This is a genomic window from Clostridium sp. OM05-5BH, from assembly GCF_003481505.1.
Classification (GTDB): domain Bacteria; phylum Bacillota; class Clostridia; order Lachnospirales; family Lachnospiraceae; genus Otoolea; species Otoolea fessa.
Map to the genome: position 1 here is coordinate 295,566 of NZ_QULJ01000004.1, position 23,284 is coordinate 318,849.

Consider the following 23,284-nt stretch of genomic DNA (forward strand, 5'->3'; position numbering starts at 1 on the left):
AGACTGCGGAGGCAGTCAGTATAGAAGAATGAAAGAAGCGAACGACTGCGTATTGTGTTAGAAATAGACAGTCGTTTGCTTTTTGAACGTTATTTTTTCTTTTTAAAATATCGCAGTGCCACCGCATACCCATAGAGCACCGCCGGTATAACGATCGTGCAGAACAGCGATGCCAGTAGCAGATTTTCTGCCAGTGGACTGTCCATCAGGGCGAAGATGATGGAAGAGACGTAGAGGGCGATTAGGATAACAGCACCTGTCAGCGCCAAAATGCGTTTTGATTTCATATATGGTATCCTTTCTAATTTTATAACTCTATAAAAAAGAGTGATTGGAATTTGTAATCATTTTTATATTGTTTCAAAGGCAGATTGGATATTGCCGTTTTTGATGAACTGTCTTTTATTTTATTATTATAAAGGATGTAAGAATTTTTTTCTATACTTTTCATTTGCGGTGCGGTAAAATAAGAAGAGATGTGGCAACTGTTCACAGTTTTTTGCTTAATTATGAACAAGAAAGGGGAGGCACACGATGAATTGGAAGAAAAAATTTATGTGGGCAGCATCCTTTTTAGTATCCCTGTTTGTTTGTGGGACAGCGCTGGCGGCAGGTAACGATGCGTTTGCGGACACCCCGGCGCAGGGCAAGGAAGAAAATCAGGTTTACAGGTTCGGCACCGAAAATAATGCCAATGATATAACAGAGACAGAGGCATCGGCGACAGAAAGTGGCGCGGCTGGTTTTGAAAATAAAGAAATGTATCTGTATGAGGGCGAGTGGGTCGGAGACGGCGAGGACTGGCAGTACCGCCTGACGGATGGCAGCTTTTTGAAAGCGTCCTGGCTGAAATCGAATGGTCACTGGTATTATCTGGGAAAAAGCAGCTATATGCAGCGGGGACTCCGGAAAATCGGCACAAACCGTTATTATTTCGCCGAGAGCGGCGCGATGATGACTGGCTGGATTTATGAGGAAGAGACGGATCAGTGGTATCATGCAAACGAGGATGGGGCACTGACGACCGGCTGGTATCAGGCAGGAAATGCCTGGTATTGGTTTGATTCCAAATGTGTTATGTTCAGCGGCGGAAACCGGATGGTAAACGGGCATAAATATTATTTCTTTGACAATGGTCAGATGGCGGCGGATCAGTACGTGGAACTCAACTACTACGATGCAAATGGACTGCGCGACCGGACGCATGATGTGCGTTTGATGGGAAAACGGCGTCCGTCGGACAGTGAAAAAGAACAGATTACGAAAGAACTGGCAGGCGTGCCAAGAGAGTGGATCAAACGATTTGCAGAATCAGGCTGGGAGCTGATGTACTACACAGACAAGGCATACTTCTCAGCGCCGAAAACAGAGCAGGGTATCTATTTTGTCAATTATGATACAGATGTGCATTACAAGAAAATCAAATTTTCTAAACCGCAGGGACTTGCGATGGCATTCGGCGAGTTCGCTGCGTCGGAACTAAGCGACGAAGAAACCTCACGTGCCCTGACGGATTTCGAGCGATATCTGGCTGGCAGTGGACTGGTGCAGCCTCTTCCATCCTACTTTGACGATAAGCCGGAGATGCAGTTCGGCAGCTTTTTCGCCGCCTGCTGTGACGAAGATGTCCGAGCTGACATCCGAAAAAACAGTCCGGAATTATACAAATATGTCGTAAAGTTAGGATTCTGGCAGGAAGGGCAAAAACCAGACGAAGCCGAAGGGGGCGAGATGAACTCTGATCCGGAATTTGCCGGAAGCGGAGCCGGACCGGCTGGGGATGAATCTTTAAAAGCTAAGAGTGGTCCGGCATCACAAAATTAAAAACAGGATAAACCTAAGCCCCTGGGGTGGTAGCTCAGTGCTGTTTCCGCATATGTTTGTACGTATCTTGAACACACGTGTCCGAATGGAGCGGACGCACGTCCGATACAGGCGAACGCGTGTAGTGAAAGCAAGCGAACAAACATATGCAGGAAAGCAGCGGCGAGTTACCACCCCAGGGGCACTCCCTTTTCGTGGCAATTAGAAACCTTTCTGAAAGCTCTCTACTCCGCCAATTCCTCCCACTTCTCATACAATCCCTCTAACTTTGCATTCAGTTCTTCCTTCTCTTTATTCAGTTCCATCAAACGCGGAACATCGGAAAAGACAGTCTCATCGCAGAGAAGCGCATCGATCTCCTGATCGCGGGTTTCAAGGGTGTGGATTTCTTCCTCGACGCGTTTCAATTCATTCTGTTTCTTACGAAGCCGCGTCTGTTCTTCCTTCTGCTGTTTCCAGTCCAATTTGCCGGAGGAAGCGCTGGCTGCCGCCTGAACTGCAGCGGTCACGGCAGAAGCGGACGAAGCAGCAGAGGTACCAGTGCCATTTCCAGAAAGAGCAGTCGGATTTGCGCCTGTCGCAGCGGTCAGATGGCTGGAAGTCCCTGTGTTTCCGGCTCCGGAAGATTTTGCAGAGCGGCTGGCTGCCTGTGCGGCGGAAGCCAGATAGGCTTTCTCCTGCGTCTCCCTCTTTTCCAGATAATAATCGTAGTTTCCAATATAATTAATCAGTGTTCCCATCGTCAGATCGAGAATCCGGGTCGCAGTTTTGTTGATGAAATATCGGTCATGGGAGACGTAGAGAACGGTTCCGGTATAATGAACCAGCGCGTTTTCCAGAATCTCCTTCGAGGCGATATCCAGATGGTTGGTCGGCTCATCGAGGATCAGGAAGTTCGCCTCCGAGAGCATCAGCTTCGCCAGGGAAACACGTCCGCGTTCGCCGCCGCTCAGATCGCGGATGCGCTTAAAGACATCGTCGCCGGTGAAGAGAAATGCCGCCAGCACATTTCGGATCTGCGTGTTGTTCATATCCGGGTAGGTGTCCTGCAGCTCGTCAAAGAGCGTCTTGTCCATGTGCAGAACCTGGTGTTCCTGATCGTAGTAACCGATATGCACCTTGGAACCTAACCGGATCTCGCCGTTGTCCGGGGTCAGAAGACCGTTGATCATCTTGAGAATTGTGGTCTTGCCGGTCCCATTGTTGCCGATGATGGCGATGCGCTCGCCGCGTTTTATCTCAAAGTTAAGATCCGTGAAGAGTGTCATGCCGTCGAAACTCTTGGCAAGCTCACGGACGGAGAGAACGTCATTTCCGCTGGTGACGCACGGTTCCAGCGTAATGTGCATCGCGTCGTTGATTTCGGTTGGTTTTTCCAGAAGATCCATCTTGGAAAGCATTTTTTCACGGCTCTCGGCGCGCTTGATGGATTTCTCACGGTTAAAGGATTTGAGTTTGGTGATAACCTCCTCCTGATGGCGGATCTCCTGCTGCTGGTTTAAGTAAGCCTTGAGCACACCGGCGCGGATGATCGCTTTTTTCTCGCTGTAGGCGGTGTAATTGCCCTGGAAAGAGGTGGCGATGCCGCCGTCCAGCTCGACGATCTTGGTCACGACGCGGTCCAGAAAATAGCGGTCGTGGGCGACGATGATGACCGTCCCGGCGTAGTTCATCAGATAGGTTTCCAGCCACGCGATGGATTCCATGTCGAGGTGGTTGGTCGGCTCGTCCAAAAGGATGATATCCGGTTTGGAGAGCAGGAGCTTACCGAGGGAGACGCGCGTTTTCTGACCGCCTGAAAGTTCGGAAACCGGTTTGGAAAATTCTTCCTCGACAAAGCCGAGTCCCTTTAAGACACCGGTGATCTCGCTCTGCCATGCGTAGCCGTTTAAAAGTTCAAATTCATGGTTTAAGCGGCTGTAAGTGTTGAGCATCGTTTCGAGCTTTTCGCCCTCGGCGTGCTTCATCTGGAGTTCCAGCGTGCGGATCTGCTGTTCCATTTCCAGAATCGGACGTTTGACCTCCAGAAGAGAGTCATAAATGGTGGTCTGGCTGTGCAGATCCTGGTGCTGTGCCAGGTAACCGAGGGTTTTGCCCTTGGCGATGGTCACGGAGCCCTCGTCTGCTGCGAGTTCTCCGACAATTATTTTTAAAAGAGTCGATTTACCGGCTCCGTTGATGCCGACGATGGCGGCTTTTTCGTGATCTTCTACATGAAACGATACGTGTTTGAGGATTTCCTCCGTACCGAATGCTTTTGAAATATTGCTGCAAGATAAAATCATAGATTCCTCCTGTGGTTGTATCCATGTATTTCGGTTAAAAAATATACCGTCAATCTTAAATTATAATATAAATAAAGAAGCAATGCAAGAATGAGAACGGTTAATGGCTGTTTCTGGTCAGAAAATTTTGCGAAATACAATGTAAAATCCCTCATATGAAATAAAAAAATTGACAATTATTTATCATATGACTATAATAAATTTATCAGATTGTCCGAAGGTTTGCGTAAACCATATGGACAACGTTAGAGGAAAGAAAGGTGGAAGAAAGCCGTGGAACAGAAAGAGATATCTAAAGCGGTCATTTCTAGGCTACCCAGATACTATCGTTACTTGGGCGAATTGCTCGAGGAGGGAGTAGAGAGAATCTCATCGAATGATTTGAGTATCCGCATGAAGGTGACAGCGTCCCAGATTCGTCAGGATCTGAACAATTTCGGCGGATTTGGTCAGCAGGGATATGGTTATAATGTAAAGTATTTATATTCGGAGATTGCCCGGATTCTGGGAATTGACCGTCAGCATAACCTAATTATTATCGGTGCGGGAAATCTGGGTCAGGCGATCGCGAATTATACAAATTTTGAGCGGCGTGGTTTTTTAATCAAAGGCATGTTTGATGTGAATCCGCGTCTGGTCGGTCTGGTAGTCCGAGGAGTGGAGATCCGCGGTATTGAAGATTTGGAGCAGTTTATCAAGGACAATGAAGTGCAGATCGCAGCGCTGACGATTCCGAAGTCGAAAGCGCCGGAGATTGCGGATCGGCTTGTCAAAGCCGGAATCAAGGCGATCTGGAATTTTGCCCATACAGATTTACAGGTTCCAGATGACGTTGTGGTGGAAAATGTCCATCTGTCGGAGAGCCTGATGCGCCTTTCTTACCGCGTATGCAGTATGCAGGATCAGAAAGCGAGAGAAGAAGCGCAGAGAAAGCAGGAAGAGGCAGCTGGTGCTGGAGAAATAAAATGATCGTCGGAATTGGTACGGATCTGATAGAGATAGAGCGAATCAAAAAAGCCTGTGAAAAAGAGGCTTTTTTGGTGCGTGTATATACAGAAGAAGAGCGTCGGCAGGCTGGGGGAAATGCGTCCCGGCTCGCCGGCGATTTTGCGGTAAAAGAGGCAGTCTCGAAGGTGTTTGGAACAGGCTTTCGGGGCTTTGGACTGCTGGATATAGAAGTGCTCCGGGACGAGTTTGGAAAACCGTGGGTGCAGCTTCACGGGGGAGCGAAGAAACTTGCGGACAGCCTGAAAATCACCCGGATTCACGTGTCGATCACGAATACAGGCAGTCTGGCATCTGCTTACGCAGTCGGAGAGGGGGAATGGAAATGAGACGTCTGGTGACAGGAAAACAGATGAAAGAGATAGATGGATATGCAATCCGGAAAGTGGGTATTCCCTCTCTGGTACTGATGGAGCGCGCGGCGCTGGCGGTTGCAGACGAGATGGAAAAACGGTATGGGAAGCTTTCAGGGCAGAGGCTTCTGGTATTTTGCGGAACGGGCAATAACGGTGCGGACGGCGCGGCGCTGGCTAGGATTCTCTTTCTGCGCGGCGCGCTTCCGACGGTGCTCACGGTCGGTGACAAGGCACACTGGACGGGGGAGATGACCTGTCAGGTGGCGATTGACCGGAATCTGGGGATCCCGGTGGAGGCGTTTGAAAATTATGTGCCGGGGCATGTGGAGATCATGGTGGATGCGATCTTTGGTGTGGGTCTTTCCAGAGAGGTCGGCGGTGAATTTGCCGAGGCGATCCGTTTTATGCGGGAGCAGGAGCCAAAGGCGGTAGTTGCGGTTGATATTCCGTCCGGCGTCAGCTCAGAGACGGGGGCGGCGCTTGGCGAGGCAGCTGAGGCGGATCTGACCGTTACTTTCGGCTATGAAAAGCTGGGAATGGTGTTCTATCCGGGACGGAAGCTGTGCGGCGAGATTGTGATTGCCGACATCGGGTTTCCGGCGTATACAAAATATGAAGGGCATACCTATTTTGCCTATGATCCGGAGGATCAGAACCAGATCCCGAAACGGCGGGCAGACGCCAACAAGGGAACGTATGGAAAAATCCTGATCGCAGCCGGTTCGGAGGGGATGTGCGGCGCAGCGTATTTGAGCGCCCTGGCTGCATACCGGATGGGCGCGGGACTTGTGAAGATCCTGACCGTCCGGGCAAATGTGCCGATTCTGCAAAATCTCCTTCCGGAGGCGATCCTGACGCCGTATGATCCGGAACAGGCACAGACGGATCCGGCAGGTTTTAAGAGTCTGGTGGAACAGGAGTGCGGCTGGGCGAGCGCGATCGTGCTGGGACCGGGACTGGGAAAGGAAGCCCATGTCGCAAGTCTGGTGCAGAACGTGCTGCTTTCCGCCTATGTGCCGATCATTGTGGATGCGGATGGATTAAATGCTGTCGCACAGCATCCGCATTTGTCCGGGTATTTTACGGAAAATGTGATCGTTACTCCGCATCTGGGAGAGATGGCGCGTCTGACGGGACGCTCGATTGAGGATCTGAAACGGGATCTGGTCGAGTCAGCGGTGCGGTATGGCGAAGAAAAAGGCGTGACCTGCGTGCTCAAGGATGCCGTGACGGTGACGGCGGGGCGCGATGGCAATGTGTATATCGGCGACAGCGGCTGCGCCGCGATGGCAAAGGGCGGTTCCGGCGATGTGCTGACCGGTGTGATTGCCGGGCTTCTGGCGCTGGGATTTTCAGAGGATGAAGCGGCGGCGCTCGGCGTGTTCCTGCACGGAAGAGCCGGGGCGGCAGCTGCCTGTAAAAAGGGAGAGCATTCCGTGCTGGCAAGAGATATCGCGGACTGTCTGCTTGAAAAGATAGATTGAAAATAAAAAGGAAGACAAAAAGATGGAAAAAGCATATACAATGGCAGAAGAACCATATACCCGGATTTATGCGCGGATTGACCTGGATGCGATTGTGAAAAATATGGAGGCGATGCGCGAAAATCTTCCGGCAAAAACGAAGATGATCGGCGTGGTTAAGACGGATGGTTACGGTCACGGGGCTGTCCCGGTGGCGAAGACGATCGCGCCGTTTGTCTGGGGCTATGCGGTGGCAACCTTGGAGGAAGGACAGAACCTGCGCCGCCACGGCATTGACAAACCGATTCTGGTGCTTGGCAGCACGCACCCGCGCCATTTTGCGGAATTGATTGAGGGCGATATCCGTCCTGCGATCTTTGAGGAAGACAAGGCAGAGCTGCTCTCAAAACTTGCGGTTTCGATGGGAAAGACGGCGAAAATGCATATTGCGCTCGATACCGGCATGGGACGAATCGGATTTCATCCGGATGAAAATAGCCTGGAAAAGATAGAGCGGATTGCAAAGCTTCCAGGCATTGAGATCGAGGGAATGTTTACACATTTTGCGCGTGCTGACGAGGCGGATAAGGCATTTACCCATTTACAGTATGAGCGGTATCAGAAATTCCATGAAGGTCTGGAAGCTGCGGGCGTTCATATTCCGATGTGCCACTGTGCGAACAGCGCGGCGATCATGGAACTGCCGCGGATGGGACTGGATGCGGCGAGAGCCGGTATCACGGTATACGGTCTGTATCCGTCGGATGAGGTAGAGCGGAACATGAAGATTTACCCGGCGATGGAGATCCGCAGCTTTATTACCTATGTTAAGGAAGTGGAGCCGGGCACGCCGATCAGCTACGGCGGAACCTTTGTGACGGACCGTCCGATGCGGATTGCGACGATTGGCGCCGGATACGGCGATGGCTATCCGAGAAATCTCTCTGGAAAGGGTTATGTCCTGATTCATGGACACCGCGCACCGATTCTGGGACGCGTCTGCATGGATCAGTGCATGATCGATGTGACCGATATCCCGGAGGCTGCTGAGGACACGCGGGTAACGCTGGTCGGGCGCGACGGGGACGACGAGATCACGATGGAAGAGCTGGCGGAATGGAGTGGCGGTTTCCACTATGAGATCCCATGCGTGCTTGGAAAACGTGTGCCGCGCGTGTACGTGAGAGGTGGAAAGATCGTCGGAAAAAAGGATTATAATGATGATCGGTATGAGGATTTTATGGAGTAAAGCCGGCGTTTGAACCATTTAGAAAAAGGATTCATAAGATAAAGTAGATAGCTTCGGCAAAGCCGGGAACCTGGACTGCCGGATGCATTTATGGGACGACCCGCGTATAGGCGGTGTAAATCTGTCCATACTAACGGTATAAACGGACTGTGGAGCTGTGAAAGTACAAAGCAGTTATTTATATCTTAAAATAGTTTGGACGGAGTGTGAATCGAGTGGTTATCAGACGAGGAGATATTTATTACGCAGATTTAAGACCGGTCATCGGCTCAGAGCAGGGCGGCGTCCGCCCGGTGCTGGTCATCCAGAATGATATCGGCAACAAGCACAGCCCGACCGTGATCTGCGCGGCGATCACATCAAAGATGAACAAAGCCAAGCTGCCGACGCATGTGGAATTAAACACGCGCCGCTGTGCGATGGTGAGGGATTCGGTCATTTTACTGGAACAACTCCGCACGATCGATAAGCAGCGGCTGAAAGAGAAAATCTGTCATATCGACGGGGCGCTTTTACAGGAAGTGGACCGTGCGCTGAAGGTCAGTCTGGAACTGGATACATAAAATCAGCCGCGAACCCCTTGTCAAGCATACAGAATGGTGTTAAAATAGTTAAGATGCAGCTTTTTAGTGCCGAAATCGGCGTGATATAAAAGCTGATGAGCGAAAAGATACAACAAAGAAGATAGAAAGAGGAGTGTTATTTTATGTCAGGACATTCAAAGTTCGCCAATATTAAGCACAAAAAAGAGAGAAACGACGCAGCAAAGGGAAAAATCTTTACCGTTATCGGTCGTGAGATTGCCGTAGCTGTTAAGGAAGGTGGTTCGGATCCGGCAAACAACAGCCGTCTGCGTGATGTGATTGCAAAAGCAAAAGCGAACAATATGCCGAACGATACCATCGATCGTGGTATCAAGAAAGCAGCCGGAGATGCAAACTCTGTCAATTACGAGAATCTTACATATGAGGGATATGGTCCGAATGGCGTCGCTATCATCGTAGATACCCTGACCGACAACAAGAACCGTACCGCAGCGAATGTCCGCAGCGCATTTACCAAGGGCGGCGGAAACGTAGGTACTCCGGGCAGCGTGTCCTTCATGTTTGATAAAAAAGGTCAGATCATCATCGACAAAGAAGAGTGTGAGATGGATCCGGATGAGCTGATGATGCTTGCACTGGATGCAGGAGCTGAGGATTTCTCCGAGGAGGAGGACAGCTACGAAGTGATCACCGCACCGGAAGATTTCTCTGCAGTCCGCGAGGCGCTGGAGAAGGCTGGCGTTCCGATGATGGAAGCAGACGTTACCATGATTCCGCAGAACTGGGTAGAGCTTACCGATGAGGAATCCATCAAAAAGATGCAGAGAATCCTGGATCTTCTGGATGAGGATGATGACGTACAGGCTACTTACCATAACTGGGATGAGTAATTGATATCATATTTGATATAGATTAAAAAAATAAAGATACGATTCATATAAAAACTGTCGCTGGAATACAATGGCGGGCTGGACTTTTCAAAGAAGAGGGCTGGCAGCCGGATGTATTTGGCGGCAGTTTTTGTGTAATAGGAATTTCCTTGGAGACACATTCGTTTTTATTTAGCAAATTTTATGGAAGCATTAAAGAAAAAAATACCATGTCCGGCAGCAATAAACTTGCTTGAACATGGTATTTACTCGTATTTTATCTACTAGTTGCTTGTATAATGATAGCTGTCTAACAGCTGAGCCTTCATATGCCACAGCTCGTTGGAGAGATCCACATGAATCTCATGCGGGTTTACCAGACGGCGGGACTCGTCCCACAGCGTCTCCTGTTCTTTCTTGCAGTATTCGCGGATGTCCATAACCTTTGGAGACTCGTAAACGCATTCGCCGTTTTTGAAGATTGGAACGAGAAGTTCGCGCATGGTGTAGGTGCCCGGCGCGAGGTGTGTCTTTTTCCATGTCTCGATCGGATCGAAGAGCAGAAGGGAATTCTTCTCATCGAACTCTTCATCCACGAGACAGATCAGATCTGCGATAATCTTGCCAGTCTCCTTGTCATAGATTCGCTGGATGGTCTTGTTGCCCGGATTGGTAACTTTTTCTGTATTTTCCGAAAGCTTGATCTTCGGGATAAATTTGCCTGTGTGACGGTCCTTGATGGCAGCCAGCTTATAAACGCCGCCGAAGGAAGGGCAGTCCTTGGAGGTGATGAGGTTTGTGCCGACACCCCAGGACGTGATGGCAGCGCCCTGAATCTTCAGGCTGTCGATCAGGTATTCATCCAGATCGTTGGAGGCGGAGATGACTGCATCCGGGAATCCGGCGTCATCCAGCATCTTGCGGGCTTTCTTGGAAATATATGCAAGATCGCCGCTGTCGAGGCGGATGCCGTAGAAAGTCAGCGGGATACCGGCGTCGCGCATCTCCTGGAAGACGCGGATCGCGTTCGGAACACCGGAACCCAGGGTATCATAGGTATCGGCTAACAGGATGCAGGCACTCGGATAGAGCTTTGCATAAGCGCGGAACGCAGTCAGCTCATCCGGGAAACTCATGATCCAGCTGTGTGCGTGGGTTCCCTTGACCGGAACGTCAAATAGTTTTCCGGCCAGTACATTGGAAGTGCCGATACAGCCGGCGATCATGGCAGCGCGGGCGCCATAGGTACCAGCGTCAGCACCCTGCGCGCGGCGAAGCCCAAACTCCATGATTCCGTCCCCGCGTGCGGCGAAGACGATACGGGAGGTTTTGGTCGCGATCAGGCTCTGGTGGTTGATGATATTTAAGATGGCAGTCTCAACCAGCTGTGCTTCCATGATTGGTGCGATGACCTTGACGAGGGGCTCACGCGGGAAGACAACGGTGCCTTCTGGGATTGCGTAAATGTCACCCGAAAATTTGAAATTGTGAAGATATTCGAGGAAATCTTCATCAAAAATGCCGAGTCCGCGTAAGTATTCGATGTCGGCATCATCGAAGTGAAGATTTTTCACATAGTCAATGACCTGCTCTAAGCCGGCGCAGATGGAAAACGCATTTCCATCCGGGTTTGTGCGGTAGAACGCATCAAAAATGACGGTTTCGTTGGCATCTTTCTCCCGGAAATAGCCCTGCATCATCGTCAGTTCATACAGGTCGGTCAATAGGGTAAGGTTTCTTGGCTCCATAATATTCTCCTTTGTTGCGAAAGACGGCTGCGGGCACGCCCTTCTTTTTATATATAGTATACTTCATTGTTTATATTTGCAATGAATGTCTGTGTCTGTTTTTTAAAGTAAATACAGACATATTTTATATACTATACCATAAAATCAGGGGAATGGCAAAATAATGATAATTTTATAACATGTGAATCATATCCGAAACATTCCTTGACAACCATCTGGAAAAAAGATACAATGTCCATGTTAGTGATTTGATTACTAATTATGATAGGAAAAGCAATGATGGAGACAGTAGCGCCGCACGGAAAGCGGGAGCGAGGCAGGGACGGTGAGAGCCTGCTGTGAGTAAAGCGGATGCGAAGATCACTCCGGAGCTTCGGGCTGAACCATTTTTGGAAGTCTGAGCGCCGTTTCTGACAGTGCCCGGAAGGAAAATTCAGTAAGTACCGACGGTTTCCTCCGTTATAGGGAGCGCATATAAAGGTATGCAGTAATAGGTGGTTAAAAGCAAGTGGGCCCTTGTCCTGTTACAGGATGGGTCCATTTTTATTTCATATTTTTAGGAGGAATTTATCATGTACAACAAAGTTCCGGCAAACATGAATTTCGTGGAACGTGAAAAGAACATTGAGAAGTTCTGGGAAGATGAGCAGATTTTTAAGAAGAGTATCGACAGCCGTAAGCAGGGACCGACCTATACATTCTATGACGGACCGCCTACCGCAAACGGCAAGCCGCACATCGGACACGTGCTGACCCGTGTTATCAAGGATATGATTCCGAGATACCGCGCGATGAAGGGCTACATGGTTCCGAGAAAGGCTGGATGGGATACCCACGGTCTTCCGGTTGAGCTGGAAGTAGAGAAGATGCTGGGACTGGACGGCAAGGAGCAGATTGAGCAGTATGGTCTGGAGCCGTTCATCGAGCACTGTAAAGAGAGTGTCTGGAAATACAAAGGAATGTGGGAAAAATTCTCCAACACCGTTGGTTTCTGGGCAGACATGGAGCATCCGTATGTTACCTACCACAACAGCTTCATTGAGTCTGAGTGGTGGGCATTAAAAGAAATCTGGAACAAGGGACTTCTTTATAAGGGCTTCAAGATCGTACCGTACTGCCCGCGCTGCGGCACCCCGCTGTCCAGCCATGAGGTGGCACAGGGATATAAGGACGTCAAAGAGCGTTCTGCGATTGCTAAATTCCCGGTAAAGGGCGAAGATGCATACATTCTTGCATGGACGACCACCCCGTGGACACTTCCGTCCAACGTGGCGCTCTGTGTAAATCCGGACGAGACATATGTAAAGGTAAAAATGAAAGAGGATGGCACGGTTTATTATATGGCGCAGGCGCTGTGTGATACCGTTCTGGGCGAGGGCACTTACGATGTCCTGGAAACCTTTGTCGGAAAAGATCTGGAATATAAAGAGTATGAGCCATTATTTGACTATGCCGTAGCAACCTGTGAAAAACAGCATAAGAAAGCATTCTACATTGTCTGCGATAATTATGTAACACTGACCGATGGTACCGGTGTCGTACACATCGCGCCGGCATTTGGTGAGGATGACTCCAAGGTCGGCAGAAAATATGACCTTCCGTTCGTACAGTTGGTAGACGGCAAGGGCGAGATGACGAAGGAGACTCCGTGGGCTGGTATGTTCTGCAAGAAAGCCGATCCGGAGGTTCTGAAAGCATTAAGAGAAAGCGGACTTCTGTTCTCTGCACCGGTATTTGAGCATAGCTACCCGCACTGCTGGCGCTGCGATACACCACTTATCTACTATGCACGTGAATCCTGGTTCATCAAGATGACCGCAGTCAAGGATGACCTGATCCGCAACAACAACACGATCAACTGGATTCCGGAGAGCATCGGTAAAGGGCGTTTCGGCGACTGGCTGGAGAATGTCCAGGACTGGGGCGTGAGCCGTAACCGTTACTGGGGTACTCCATTAAATATCTGGGAGTGCGAGTGCGGCTGCCAGCACGCGATCGGAAGCCAGGCAGAATTAAAATCTATGAGCCCGAACTACACGGACGTTGTGAAAAAATATGCAAAAGAGATGGATCAGGAGGCAAATGGAGAGGTTGAGCTTCACCGCCCATTCATCGATGATGTGACGATCACCTGCCCGAAGTGCGGCAAACAGATGCACCGTGTACCGGAGGTTATCGACTGCTGGTTTGATTCCGGTTCCATGCCATTTGCACAGCATCATTATCCATTTGAAAATAAAGAACTGTTTGAGCAGCAGTTCCCGGCAGATTTCATCTCCGAGGCGGTTGATCAGACGCGTGGATGGTTCTACTCCCTGTTAGCTATCTCGACCCTGATCTTTAACAAGGCGCCGTACAAGAATGTTATCGTTCTGGGGCATGTCCAGGATGAGAACGGACAGAAGATGAGTAAGTCCAAGGGCAACGCGGTTGACCCGTTCGATGCACTGCAGACTTACGGCGCTGACGCGATCCGCTGGTATTTCTACATTAACAGTGCACCGTGGCTGCCGAACCGTTTCCACGGAAAAGCCGTTATCGAGGGACAGAGACGTTTCATGGGTACTCTCTGGAATACCTATGCATTCTTTGTACTCTATGCGAATATTGATAATTTTGACGCAACCAAATATACGCTGGAATACGATAAACTTCCGGTTATGGACAAATGGCTGCTGTCTAAGTTAAACAGCCTCATCAAAGAGGTGGACGACGATCTGGGCAACTACCGCATTCCGGAGGCTGCAAGAGCGCTCCAGGATTTCGTCGATGATATGAGTAACTGGTATGTCAGAAGAAGCCGTGAGCGTTTCTGGGCGAAGGGCATGGAGCAGGATAAGATCAATGCGTACATGACACTCTATACCGCACTGGTAACTGTAGCGAAGGTAGCGGCTCCGATGATTCCGTTCATGACCGAAGACATTTACCAGAATCTGGTTCGCAGTCTGGATAAAGAGGCACCGGAGAGCATCCATCTGTGCGACTTCCCGGTTGCAAATGAGGCGCACATCGACAAGGACCTGGAAGCGAAAATGGAAGAAGTCCTGAAGGTTGTCGTTCTGGGTCGTGCAGCAAGAAATACTGCTAACATCAAGAACCGTCAGCCGATCGGACGTATGTTCGTGAAGGCAGAGACCGCTCTGCCGGAGTTCTATCAGGAAATCATCCAGGATGAGCTGAATGTGAAGAAGGTAGAGTTCACGGATGATGTCCGCGCATTTACCTCCTACAGCTTCAAGCCGCAGCTTCGTACCGTTGGACGCAAGTATGGCAAGTATGTAAACGAGATCAAAGAGATTCTTGCAGGTCTGGACGGAAATCAGGCGATGGATACCTTAAATGAAACCGACCTTTTAAGCTTTGAGACGCAGGACGGTACAAAGGTAGAGCTGGCAAAAGAAGATCTTCTGATTGACATGGCACAGGTACCGGGCTTTGTATCTGAGGGTGACAATTTCGTTACCGTTGTTCTGGACACCAATCTGACACCGGAACTCATCGAAGAGGGCTTTGTCCGCGAGATCATCAGTAAGATTCAGACGATGCGTAAGGAAGCCGGTTTTGAGGTAATGAACCATATCAACGTCTTCCAGGACGGAAATGATAAACTTGCAGAAATTTTAAAGAACCATACAGAGGAAATCAAGAAAGAGGTTCTGGCTGATAATATCCTGATTGGCACCATGGGCGGACACACAAAAGAGTGGGATATCAATGGCGAAAAAGGTATGTTTGGTGTTGAGAAAACGACTGACTGATGTGCCTGGCGGGAAACCGTGATACTACGAATATTAGGAGGACAGGATGCGCGAGATCAGCAAAGAAGAGTTTAAAAAGAGTATTATCGAAAATGTAAAGAACCAGTACCGCAGAACGATCGACGAGGCGACACCGCAGCAGATATTCCAGGCTGTGTCCTATGCGATCAAGGATGTGATTATCGACGACTGGATTGCAACTCAGAAGCAGTTTGACGAGACAGGCGCAAAGAAGGTATATTACCTTTCTATGGAGTTTCTGATGGGACGTGCGCTTGGTAACAATATCATCAACCTGGGTGCGAAAAAAGCAGTGAAGGAAGCACTGGAAGAGCTGGGTTTTGACCTCAATGCGATTGAGGATCAGGAGCCGGATCCGGCACTTGGAAACGGCGGTCTGGGGCGTCTGGCAGCATGTTTTCTGGATTCCCTGGCAACGCTTGGTTATCCGGCTTACGGCTGCGGCATCCGTTACCACTACGGTATGTTTAAGCAGAAAATTAAAGACGGCTACCAGGTGGAGGTGCCGGATGAGTGGCTGAAAAACGGTTATCCGTTCGAGCTTCGCCGCCCGGAGTATGCGACCGAGGTTAAATTTGGCGGTTATGTCAAGACCGAGTGGGACGGTGAGCGCAACCATTTTGTACAGGAAGGTTATCAGTCTGTTCTGGCAGTTCCGTATGATATGCCGATTGTCGGCTACGGCAACAACGTAGTCAACACCCTGCGTATCTGGGATGCACAGCCGATCGACACGTTCAGCCTTTCTGCATTTGACAAGGGTGATTACCAGAAGGCGGTCGAGCAGGAGAATCTGGCGAAGAACCTGGTTGAGGTCCTTTATCCGAACGACAACCACTATGCGGGTAAAGAGCTGCGTCTTAAACAGCAGTATTTCTTCATTTCTGCCAGCTTACAGGTTGCTCTGAAGAAATTCAAAGAGACAAACGATGATATTCATAAACTGCCGGAGAAGATCGTATTCCAGATGAACGATACGCATCCGACCGTGGCAGTTGCTGAGCTGATGCGCCTGCTCCTGGATCAGGAAGGCTTAAACTGGGATGAGGCGTGGGGTATCACAACAAAATGTTGTGCATACACCAACCACACTATCATGGCAGAGGCGCTGGAAAAATGGCCGATCGAGCTGTTCTCCCGCCTGCTTCCGCGTGTATACCAGATTGTGGAAGAGATCAACCGCCGTTTTCTGATCGAGGTACAGAATAAGTACCCGAATAACTACGAGAAAGTTAAAAAGATGGCGATCATCTTTGACGGTCAGGTCAAGATGGCGCATCTGGCGATCGTAGCCGGATATTCCGTCAACGGTGTGGCAAAACTTCACACCGAGATTCTGAAAAATCAGGAGCTGAAAGATTTCTACGAGATGATGCCGGAGAAATTTAACAATAAGACAAACGGTATCACCCAGCGTCGTTTCCTGCTGCATGGCAACCCGCTTCTGGCAGACTGGATCACGGAGCAGATTGGCGACGAGTGGATTACCGATCTTCCGCACCTGGCAAAATTAAAAGTATACGTCGATGATCCGAAATTCCAGCAGGAATTTATGAACATCAAGTACCAGAATAAACTGCGCCTGGCAAAATACATCAAGGAGCACAACGGCATCGACATTGATCCGCGTTCCATTTTCGATGTACAGGTAAAACGTCTCCATGAGTACAAGAGACAGCTTTTAAATATTCTTCATGTAATGTACCTGTATAACCAGCTCAAAGACAATCCAAACATGGATATGGTTCCGAGAACCTTTATCTTTGGTGCGAAAGCAGCGGCAGGTTACCAGATTGCCAAGAAGACGATCAAACTGATTAACTCTGTAGCAGATGTTATCAACAATGATAAATCCATCAATGGTAAGCTGAAAGTTGTGTTTATCGAAGATTACCGCGTTTCCAACGCAGAACTGATTTTTGCGGCAGCGGATGTCAGCGAGCAGATTTCCACCGCCAGCAAGGAGGCGTCCGGTACCGGCAACATGAAGTTCATGCTGAACGGTGCGCTGACGCTGGGCACGATGGATGGTGCGAACGTGGAGATCGTCGAGGAGGTAGGCAAGGAGAACGCATTTATCTTCGGTCTGAGCGCTGACGAGGTTATCAATTATGAGAACAACGGCGGTTACAATCCGGAGGAGATCTTCAACACCGACCAGGATATCCGCCGCGTGCTGATGCAGCTCATCAACGGCTACTATTCACCGCAGGATCCGGAGCTGTTCCGCGATATTTACAATTCTCTGTTAAATACAAAGAACAGTGCCAAGGCAGATACCTACTTCATCCTGAAAGATTTCCGTTCCTATGCGGAAGCACAGAAACGCGTCGAGGCAGCTTACCGTGACGAGAACTGGTGGGCGAGAGCAGCCATGCTCAACACAGCAAGCGCTGGTAAATTCTCCTCTGACCGTACCATCGAGGAGTATGTGCGCGACATCTGGCATCTGGAGAAGATCCATGTGGACGATGATGATGTAAAGGCACTGTAAAAGGAGTAAAAAGAGGGAGGACACACTATGAGAGGATACAGAAAAAGACCGGGGACACAAGGATTTTCGGTTCCTCTTGTGGGTGCTTCCCTCTTTTTTATCATTTCGCTGTTTTTGTTTGCTTCTTATAAAAACAGCGCCTATCAGCAGGCGAAAAAGGAAATCTATTCGCTTTATACGGCGAACCGGGCGTTTGATCTGGATGAGGTGTATCAGGACGGTCTGACGGCGATTTATGCGAAAGAGTATGGAAAGACGGCAACCGAGGCTGGATGCGAGGCGCTGGAGCAGACGGGGCTTCCGTATGTCCTTTTATTATCGCAGTTTTCCGCTCCGGTGGAACGCGTGTATGTGACGAACTGCCAGCTGAGCGAGACGGGGCGGGAGAATAAGGCGCGGACGTATGACTACGCGGTTTCGGTGCGTTTCTGCCTGGAAAAAGGCGATGAGGTGCTGGCACCGGAGAAGACGATGGACTTTCATGGAACTGTGGTGATGAAGAAAAAGGGATGGTTCCGCTGGCTGCTGGATGGTGTGACGCTGGGGGAGTAAAAGAATGATAGAGGGGAAACTGGAAGAGACTGCAAAGGGCGGCGGAGGAAAAGCCGGAGCGTAGACTTGTGATATTTTTTGAGTGCCTGTCATAAGATAAGGAAGGCAGAGAAAAGAAGCAGGTTTGTAAGGCATTGAAACCATAAGTTTACTGGTATGGCAAAACAGAAAATGCGTGAAACCGTACTGGAACAGTCAAAACAGGAGAACCGAAATGAAGAAGAGAACTGCCGCCGTACTGGCGGCTTTTTTGATCCCATATATCACAACACTGGCAGTTTCCGGGCGTGTGCAGGGGGCGGATGGAGGAAAAATCGGAGGAAATTCAGATAGAACATCTGGAGGGGGAAGTCAGACGGATGGTCGGCAGATCCTTCTGGATCGGGAGGATGGCGTCCGCAACAACGGAACCGGGTATGCTGTCCCACTGGAAGAATATCTGATCGGTCTGACTGCAGTGCAGATTCCGGACGGCTATCCGAAGGAGGCAGTCAAGGCGCAGGCAATTCTGGCGCGAACGGCGCTGTACCGGGAGATGGACGGGGCGGATTCGATGGAGGAATCGGCGTTAGATATGGATTATCTGGAGCCGGAGCAGATCGAGAGCCGGTTTGAGGCGGCTGGAATGCCGGAATATTACCAGACGATCTGTGGGGCGGTGCGGGAGAGCGCAGGACAGACGGCGATCTGGGCTGGGGATTATATTGAGCCGCTGTTTCATGCAGTGAGCGCGGGGCGGACGCGCGAAGGGGATGAGGCGCATCCGTATCTGGCGTCGGTTGCGGCAAAGGAGGATGAGGGCGCTGGCGGCTACCTGACGCGGCAGGGCATGACACGGGAAGAACTGAAAAAACGTCTGGAAGAAGGACTGAATGCATTGGGAGAACACCCGGATCTGGAAAATCTGGAAGAAGATCGGATTCTGGAGGAGATTCAGATCGTGAAACGGGACAGCGCCGGTTATGTGGAAACCGTGCAGATTGGGGCGGAGACGTACAGCGGGGACGCGGTGCGCTATGCGTTAGGCGTGCCGTCGCCAGCTTTTTCCCTCGAGGAAGACGGGGACGAAATCCGCTGTGTTACTTATGGGCGCGGGCATGGTTACGGGTTGTCGCAGTACGGAGCGGGACTCATGGCGGAGAATGGGAGCAGCGCGGAAGAAATTTTAAAGCATTATTTTAAAAATATTCAAATCGTTTCTGAATAAAACGATTCACTTCGGCAAGACTAATACCGAGGTGATAAACGTGAAAAATAAAGTAAGACAGTTATTCAGGGACAAACTTGTTCTGGTAATGACAGTGCTTGGTCTGCTGACAATCGTAGCCGCAGCAGGAACCGTAAAAATTCGAAAAGATAATGCGCAGGATGGAAGAAATCCGTATCTGGATGTGCCGCAGACGGAAGGAATCCTGGCGGAAGAGATGCCGCAGAACCGTTTAGAAGAAAACGACGGACAGGCGGAAACACGCGCACAGGTGGCAGGAAGTTCGGACGCCTCGTATTCGGTCAATAACCGGAATGAAGCCGATCAGAAGCCGATGGAGGAGGAAAAAGAGAGCAGTCTGGGAGCCGGAGCAGCTGCCGCACGCGCACTTTCCTACAATGGAACCGATCGCTTAAGCTGGCCGGTCCAGGGCAATGTAATTCTCGATTACAGCATGGATTCGACCATCTATTTTCCGACGCTCGATCAATACAAATGCAATCCGGCACTCATTATCCAGGGCGATGTGAGTGAGCCGGTCGCCGCACCCGCCGAGGCGCAGGTAACCGAAGTCGGTTCTAATGAGGAGATCGGCAATTATGTTGTGCTGGATCTGGGAAGCGGCTACACGGCGGTCTGTGGACAGCTCAAAGACGTTCAGGTGGCGCAGAAGCAGTATGTGGCAAAAGATACGATACTCGGATATGTGGCGGAGCCGACCAAATACTATTCGATTGAGGGAAATAACGTATATTTCGAGCTGATGCACGACGGAGAACCGGTGGATGCGCTGGACTATCTGGAATGACAGGCTGAAATGCTGTTTATGATGCGCCTTGCAGTCTGGTTCTGGCTGTGGCAGAAATTGGAAATGAAGGGATAAGTTTGTGTTTTGTGACAGGTGGTTTTGAAACAGAAAGCTGCTGTATGAAAACATGAAGACAGGGAATTTTGTTGACTTGATACTGTTTACGGGTAGGCACTTTTGGAACCGAAAGTGCCGTAAGAAAACGTGGTGACAGCAGGAATTTGCCGTATTTGAATGCGAAGCCACGGCAAATTCCGTTACTGTTCACGCATGCGTGAACAGTAACTTGACTTGAAGCAAGGCGGGCAGCTAATTTGCTCTGCCTTGTTTTTCTGCCAATATTTGATATACTATAGGTAAAGTAAGAATATTTTCAAAGACCAAAGGCTGTCAATGTAGGTTATAAATAAAAGTTACTATAAATTGAACGATTTAATAAGGAGGACAAAGATGGAACAGGAATTGCTGAAGAATAATTTTGAACGTCACGGATTTAAAACGAGTTTCTTTGATACAAAGGAGGCTGCGTTGGACTATCTGAAAGATCAGATTTCCGGGAAAAAAGTTGCGATAGGCGGAAGCGTGACGGCACAGGAGATGGGACTTTATGAAGCACTTTCCGAGAAAAATGAGGTGATCTGGCACTGGAAAAAGGCGGGGCGCGAGACGCTTGTGGAAGCGAGAAGTGCCGAAGTGTACATAACCAGCGCCAATGGTGTTTCCAAAACCGGAGAACTGGTCAATATCGATGGAACCGGAAACCGCGTGTCGCAGACCTTATTCGGACCGGAAAAAGTATATTTTGTCATTGGAAACAATAAAGTCTGTCCGGATTTGACATCTGCGATGGAACGTGCAAAACAGATCGCAGCACCGAAGAACGCAGCCCGTCTGCAGGTCCAGACCCCGTGTGCGAAAACGGGCGTTTGCGTAGACTGCAACAGCCCGGCACGGATTTGCCATTCGATCGTGATCCTGGAGCGTCCGAGCAATGGGATGGAAGTAGAGGTTGTGTTTGTGGATGAGGAGATGGGTTATTAGGAGCGGAATATAGTTACTGGTCACGGGTATGAACAGTACCGATTATAGAAAAATTTGATGGAAAAATAAGGATTTCTTTATATCTTTTTTGGACGGATTTGGTATAATCAAGAAGAACGAAGGCAGATTTGAACGAAAATATACAAAATCTACAGATACGTATGGGGGACGTATGGGGAAAGATGAAAGGAGAACAGGTAAACCATGAATATATTATTTTTTCTGACACCGAAAAGTGAAGTCATTTATGTGAATGAGGAGGACACGGTTGGGCAGGCAATGGATACGATGGAAAAGTACAAGTATTCTGCGGTGCCGATCATCACGAAAGCAGGGCGTTACGCAGGAACATTAACCGAGGGCGACCTGCTGTGGGGACTCAAAAATAAGACAGATCTGGTGCAGAAAGGACTGGAAAAAGTGCGGATCACTGAGATTCCACGCCGTTCCGATAATCAGCCGGTGCTTGTCAATGCGGATATGGAAGATCTTCTGGGAAAGATCATGAACCAGAATTTCGTGCCGGTGCTGGATGATCAGAAAAATTTTATCGGTATTATTACCAGAAAAGATGTTATCAGTTACCTTTGTAAAAAATAGTACATAATGATCGCTCTGTTTTTCAGCAGCGATCGCATTTATATATTTCCTGCATAAGATAAAGTATAACTGCTTTTGTAGGAGAATGAAATATGAATGGTTATCAGGATAACTCCAGCCGGAAAAATGCCTGCCGTTCGGGAATGCCTCTTATGTCATGCCCGGTGGCAGGCATTTCTGGCAATCGCTGCATAAATACTGCACCGCCAACCTGTCCGCCGGAAATACCTTGTGCTGGTTCGGTGCATCCTGTTTCGGAAAATGGGGCATTTTGCCCGCAGGGTCCAGAAATCCGACCTGCCCGCCCGTATCCGCAGACAGGAGGGAACAGGCCGCCGCAGACATTTCTGGGAGGCGGAAATTATCCGGTCGGCATGGGATATGTACCGATTCAGTCCTGGCAGCAGCCGTATGCGCTGGAAACCGCATTCAGGCGGGGAACTATTTTTCCGGATCTGGATCTGCCGTTTATGATGGGAGGTGCCTGCTGATGAATGAGACTGCCAGAAAATTGATGAAACGGATTGATGATGCCAGCTTTGCAATGGATGATGTGATTCTCTATCTGGACACCCACCCGGATGACAGGAATGCGCTGAATTATTACCGGTATGTGGTGGCACTTCGGAAAGAAGCTGTTAAAGCGTATGAGGCATCGTTTGGACCGCTCACGATCGAGGGTGCGGACGATGCATGCACATGGTCCTGGCTTACAGAGCGCTGGCCGTGGGAAGGGGAGGTGTAGCGTATGTGGAGATATGAAAAAAGATTACAATATCCAGTCAATATCAAGACGCCGAATCCGAAGATCGCGCAATATATAATGAGCCAGTACGGCGGTCCTGACGGCGAAATCGGAGCCTCTATGCGCTACCTGTCCCAGCGGTATACGATGCCTTATAAGATGCAGAAAGGACTTCTGACCGACATCGGAACCGAGGAACTCGCCCATATGGAGATGATTGCCGCCATTGTCCAGCAGCTCACGCGCAACCTTACTCCGGCACAGATCGAGTCATCCGGGTTCGGACCATACTATATCGACCACACCACGGCAATCTGGCCGCAGGCAGCAGGCGGAATCCCGTTCAATGCGTGCGAGTTCCAGTCGAAGGGCGATGCGATCACGGATTTATATGAGGATATGGCAGCAGAGCAGAAAGCCCGCACAACCTACGACAATATTCTCCGCGTGGTCAAAGATCCGGAAGTATGCGATCCGATCCGTTTTTTGCGCGAGCGCGAGATTGTACATTTTCAGCGGTTTGGTGAAGCTTTAAGAAATGTACAGGATCACCTGAGCAGTCGTAATTTCTATACGTTTAACCCAGAGTTTGATAAAGTGAAAGCGAAGGGATAAAACAAAAACCTCCGTAAACAATGTCAAATTCATTCTTTACGGAGGTTTTCAAACCAGCACCGAGTGAGGATAAATCCTTACTGGATGTAAGGGGAT

Annotated in this window: 20 protein-coding genes; 17 read left to right on the forward strand and 3 right to left on the reverse strand. The window is 49.6% G+C overall.

Going from position 1 to position 23,284, the window contains the following annotated elements; translation table 11 throughout:
- Positions 1-89 precede the first annotated feature (89 nt).
- Positions 90-287, reverse strand: coding sequence for a hypothetical protein (locus tag DXB70_RS07590; RefSeq protein ID WP_022359311.1), 198 nt, complete (start codon positions 285-287; stop codon positions 90-92).
- A 247-nt stretch (positions 288-534) separates the two neighbouring features.
- On the opposite strand from DXB70_RS07590, the gene DXB70_RS07595 reads away from it, so the two are divergent.
- Positions 535-1,824 (forward strand): N-acetylmuramoyl-L-alanine amidase family protein, encoded by a 1,290-nt coding sequence (locus tag DXB70_RS07595; RefSeq protein ID WP_118673028.1) that lies wholly within the window; start codon positions 535-537, stop codon positions 1,822-1,824.
- Between the two features lie 224 nt (positions 1,825-2,048).
- Here the strand turns inward: DXB70_RS07595 and abc-f are convergent, their stop codons facing one another.
- Positions 2,049-4,109 carry a ribosomal protection-like ABC-F family protein gene (abc-f, locus tag DXB70_RS07600; protein WP_118673030.1) on the reverse strand — a complete coding sequence of 687 codons (2,061 nt, stop codon included), beginning with the start codon at positions 4,107-4,109 and terminating at the stop codon, positions 2,049-2,051.
- Positions 4,110-4,382: 273 nt separating this feature from the next.
- Here abc-f and DXB70_RS07605 point away from each other — a divergent pair, with 273 nt between their 5' ends.
- The 6 genes from DXB70_RS07605 (at position 4,383) to DXB70_RS07630 (ending at position 9,617) form a co-directional block, all read left to right on the forward strand.
- Positions 4,383-5,078: a redox-sensing transcriptional repressor Rex gene (locus DXB70_RS07605; RefSeq protein ID WP_106999697.1), complete on the forward strand. Its 696-nt coding sequence runs from the start codon at positions 4,383-4,385 to the stop codon at positions 5,076-5,078.
- Positions 5,075-5,443: a holo-ACP synthase gene (gene acpS, locus DXB70_RS07610; protein WP_118467506.1), complete on the forward strand. Its 369-nt coding sequence runs from the start codon at positions 5,075-5,077 to the stop codon at positions 5,441-5,443. The genes DXB70_RS07605 and acpS overlap by 4 nt, the downstream gene beginning before the upstream one ends.
- Complete coding sequence (locus tag DXB70_RS07615; protein WP_118524474.1) at positions 5,440-6,954, forward strand: NAD(P)H-hydrate dehydratase; 1,515 nt, start codon at positions 5,440-5,442, stop codon at positions 6,952-6,954. Before acpS ends, DXB70_RS07615 begins: the two co-directional genes overlap by 4 nt.
- A gap of 22 nt (positions 6,955-6,976) precedes the next feature.
- Positions 6,977-8,182, forward strand: coding sequence for an alanine racemase (gene alr / locus DXB70_RS07620; protein ID WP_243099925.1), 1,206 nt, complete (start codon positions 6,977-6,979; stop codon positions 8,180-8,182).
- Positions 8,183-8,397: 215 nt separating this feature from the next.
- Entirely contained in the window at positions 8,398-8,745 is a 348-nt protein-coding gene (locus tag DXB70_RS07625) for a type II toxin-antitoxin system PemK/MazF family toxin (protein ID WP_022360133.1), read from the forward strand.
- 143 nt (positions 8,746-8,888) lie between these two features.
- The gene (locus tag DXB70_RS07630; protein WP_022360132.1) at positions 8,889-9,617 is read left to right on the forward strand and encodes a YebC/PmpR family DNA-binding transcriptional regulator; all 729 of its coding nucleotides are present in this window, start codon (positions 8,889-8,891) and stop codon (positions 9,615-9,617) included.
- A 263-nt stretch (positions 9,618-9,880) separates the two neighbouring features.
- Here DXB70_RS07630 and DXB70_RS07635 read toward each other — a convergent pair whose 3' ends face one another.
- The gene (locus tag DXB70_RS07635; RefSeq protein WP_118673032.1) at positions 9,881-11,344 is read right to left on the reverse strand and encodes a nicotinate phosphoribosyltransferase; all 1,464 of its coding nucleotides are present in this window, start codon (positions 11,342-11,344) and stop codon (positions 9,881-9,883) included.
- 572 nt (positions 11,345-11,916) lie between these two features.
- Between DXB70_RS07635 and ileS the strand changes: the two genes are divergently transcribed.
- The 10 genes from ileS (at position 11,917) to DXB70_RS07685 (ending at position 23,188) form a co-directional block, all read left to right on the forward strand.
- A complete protein-coding gene (gene ileS, locus DXB70_RS07640) occupies positions 11,917-15,105 on the forward strand; it encodes an isoleucine--tRNA ligase (protein ID WP_118491197.1) in 3,189 nt (1,062 codons plus the stop codon).
- A gap of 46 nt (positions 15,106-15,151) precedes the next feature.
- Complete coding sequence (locus DXB70_RS07645; RefSeq protein ID WP_118472916.1) at positions 15,152-17,620, forward strand: glycogen/starch/alpha-glucan phosphorylase; 2,469 nt, start codon at positions 15,152-15,154, stop codon at positions 17,618-17,620.
- A gap of 27 nt (positions 17,621-17,647) precedes the next feature.
- On the forward strand, positions 17,648-18,172 hold the full coding sequence (locus tag DXB70_RS07650; protein WP_118673034.1) for a hypothetical protein: 525 nt from the start codon (positions 17,648-17,650) through the stop codon (positions 18,170-18,172).
- A 214-nt stretch (positions 18,173-18,386) separates the two neighbouring features.
- Positions 18,387-19,379, forward strand: a complete 993-nt coding sequence (locus DXB70_RS07655; RefSeq protein WP_118673036.1) for a SpoIID/LytB domain-containing protein — start codon at positions 18,387-18,389, stop codon at positions 19,377-19,379.
- A 40-nt stretch (positions 19,380-19,419) separates the two neighbouring features.
- Positions 19,420-20,187 carry a M23 family metallopeptidase gene (locus DXB70_RS07660; RefSeq protein WP_117795203.1) on the forward strand — a complete coding sequence of 256 codons (768 nt, stop codon included), beginning with the start codon at positions 19,420-19,422 and terminating at the stop codon, positions 20,185-20,187.
- A gap of 450 nt (positions 20,188-20,637) precedes the next feature.
- A complete protein-coding gene (locus DXB70_RS07665) occupies positions 20,638-21,228 on the forward strand; it encodes a lactate utilization protein (protein ID WP_118673038.1) in 591 nt (196 codons plus the stop codon).
- A 204-nt stretch (positions 21,229-21,432) separates the two neighbouring features.
- On the forward strand, positions 21,433-21,828 hold the full coding sequence (locus DXB70_RS07670; protein ID WP_022360124.1) for a CBS domain-containing protein: 396 nt from the start codon (positions 21,433-21,435) through the stop codon (positions 21,826-21,828).
- 92 nt (positions 21,829-21,920) lie between these two features.
- Entirely contained in the window at positions 21,921-22,319 is a 399-nt protein-coding gene (locus tag DXB70_RS07675; protein ID WP_243099926.1) for a spore coat associated protein CotJA, read from the forward strand.
- The gene (locus tag DXB70_RS07680; RefSeq protein WP_118653402.1) at positions 22,319-22,573 is read left to right on the forward strand and encodes a spore coat protein CotJB; all 255 of its coding nucleotides are present in this window, start codon (positions 22,319-22,321) and stop codon (positions 22,571-22,573) included. Before DXB70_RS07675 ends, DXB70_RS07680 begins: the two co-directional genes overlap by 1 nt.
- 3 nt (positions 22,574-22,576) lie before the next feature.
- The gene (locus tag DXB70_RS07685; protein WP_117795208.1) at positions 22,577-23,188 is read left to right on the forward strand and encodes a manganese catalase family protein; all 612 of its coding nucleotides are present in this window, start codon (positions 22,577-22,579) and stop codon (positions 23,186-23,188) included.
- Positions 23,189-23,284 lie beyond the last annotated feature (96 nt).

Bases quoted from the DNA above. Each gene is read 5' to 3' on its own strand.
- DXB70_RS07590 (WP_022359311.1), bottom strand. From the start codon at position 287: ATGAAATCAAAACGCATTTTGGCGCTGACAGGTGCTGTTATCCTAATC.
- DXB70_RS07615 (WP_118524474.1), top strand. From the start codon at position 5,440: ATGAGACGTCTGGTGACAGGAAAACAGATGAAAGAGATAGATGGATAT.
- DXB70_RS07595 (WP_118673028.1), top strand. From the start codon at position 535: ATGAATTGGAAGAAAAAATTTATGTGGGCAGCATCCTTTTTAGTATCC.
- abc-f (WP_118673030.1), bottom strand. From the start codon at position 4,109: ATGATTTTATCTTGCAGCAATATTTCAAAAGCATTCGGTACGGAGGAA.
- DXB70_RS07675 (WP_243099926.1), top strand. From the start codon at position 21,921: ATGAATGGTTATCAGGATAACTCCAGCCGGAAAAATGCCTGCCGTTCG.
- acpS (WP_118467506.1), top strand. From the start codon at position 5,075: ATGATCGTCGGAATTGGTACGGATCTGATAGAGATAGAGCGAATCAAA.
- DXB70_RS07645 (WP_118472916.1), top strand. From the start codon at position 15,152: ATGCGCGAGATCAGCAAAGAAGAGTTTAAAAAGAGTATTATCGAAAAT.
- DXB70_RS07650 (WP_118673034.1), top strand. From the start codon at position 17,648: ATGAGAGGATACAGAAAAAGACCGGGGACACAAGGATTTTCGGTTCCT.
- DXB70_RS07635 (WP_118673032.1), bottom strand. From the start codon at position 11,344: ATGGAGCCAAGAAACCTTACCCTATTGACCGACCTGTATGAACTGACG.
- DXB70_RS07665 (WP_118673038.1), top strand. From the start codon at position 20,638: ATGGAACAGGAATTGCTGAAGAATAATTTTGAACGTCACGGATTTAAA.
- DXB70_RS07630 (WP_022360132.1), top strand. From the start codon at position 8,889: ATGTCAGGACATTCAAAGTTCGCCAATATTAAGCACAAAAAAGAGAGA.
- DXB70_RS07670 (WP_022360124.1), top strand. From the start codon at position 21,433: ATGAATATATTATTTTTTCTGACACCGAAAAGTGAAGTCATTTATGTG.
- ileS (WP_118491197.1), top strand. From the start codon at position 11,917: ATGTACAACAAAGTTCCGGCAAACATGAATTTCGTGGAACGTGAAAAG.
- DXB70_RS07685 (WP_117795208.1), top strand. From the start codon at position 22,577: ATGTGGAGATATGAAAAAAGATTACAATATCCAGTCAATATCAAGACG.
- DXB70_RS07680 (WP_118653402.1), top strand. From the start codon at position 22,319: ATGAATGAGACTGCCAGAAAATTGATGAAACGGATTGATGATGCCAGC.
- DXB70_RS07655 (WP_118673036.1), top strand. From the start codon at position 18,387: ATGAAGAAGAGAACTGCCGCCGTACTGGCGGCTTTTTTGATCCCATAT.
- alr (WP_243099925.1), top strand. From the start codon at position 6,977: ATGGAAAAAGCATATACAATGGCAGAAGAACCATATACCCGGATTTAT.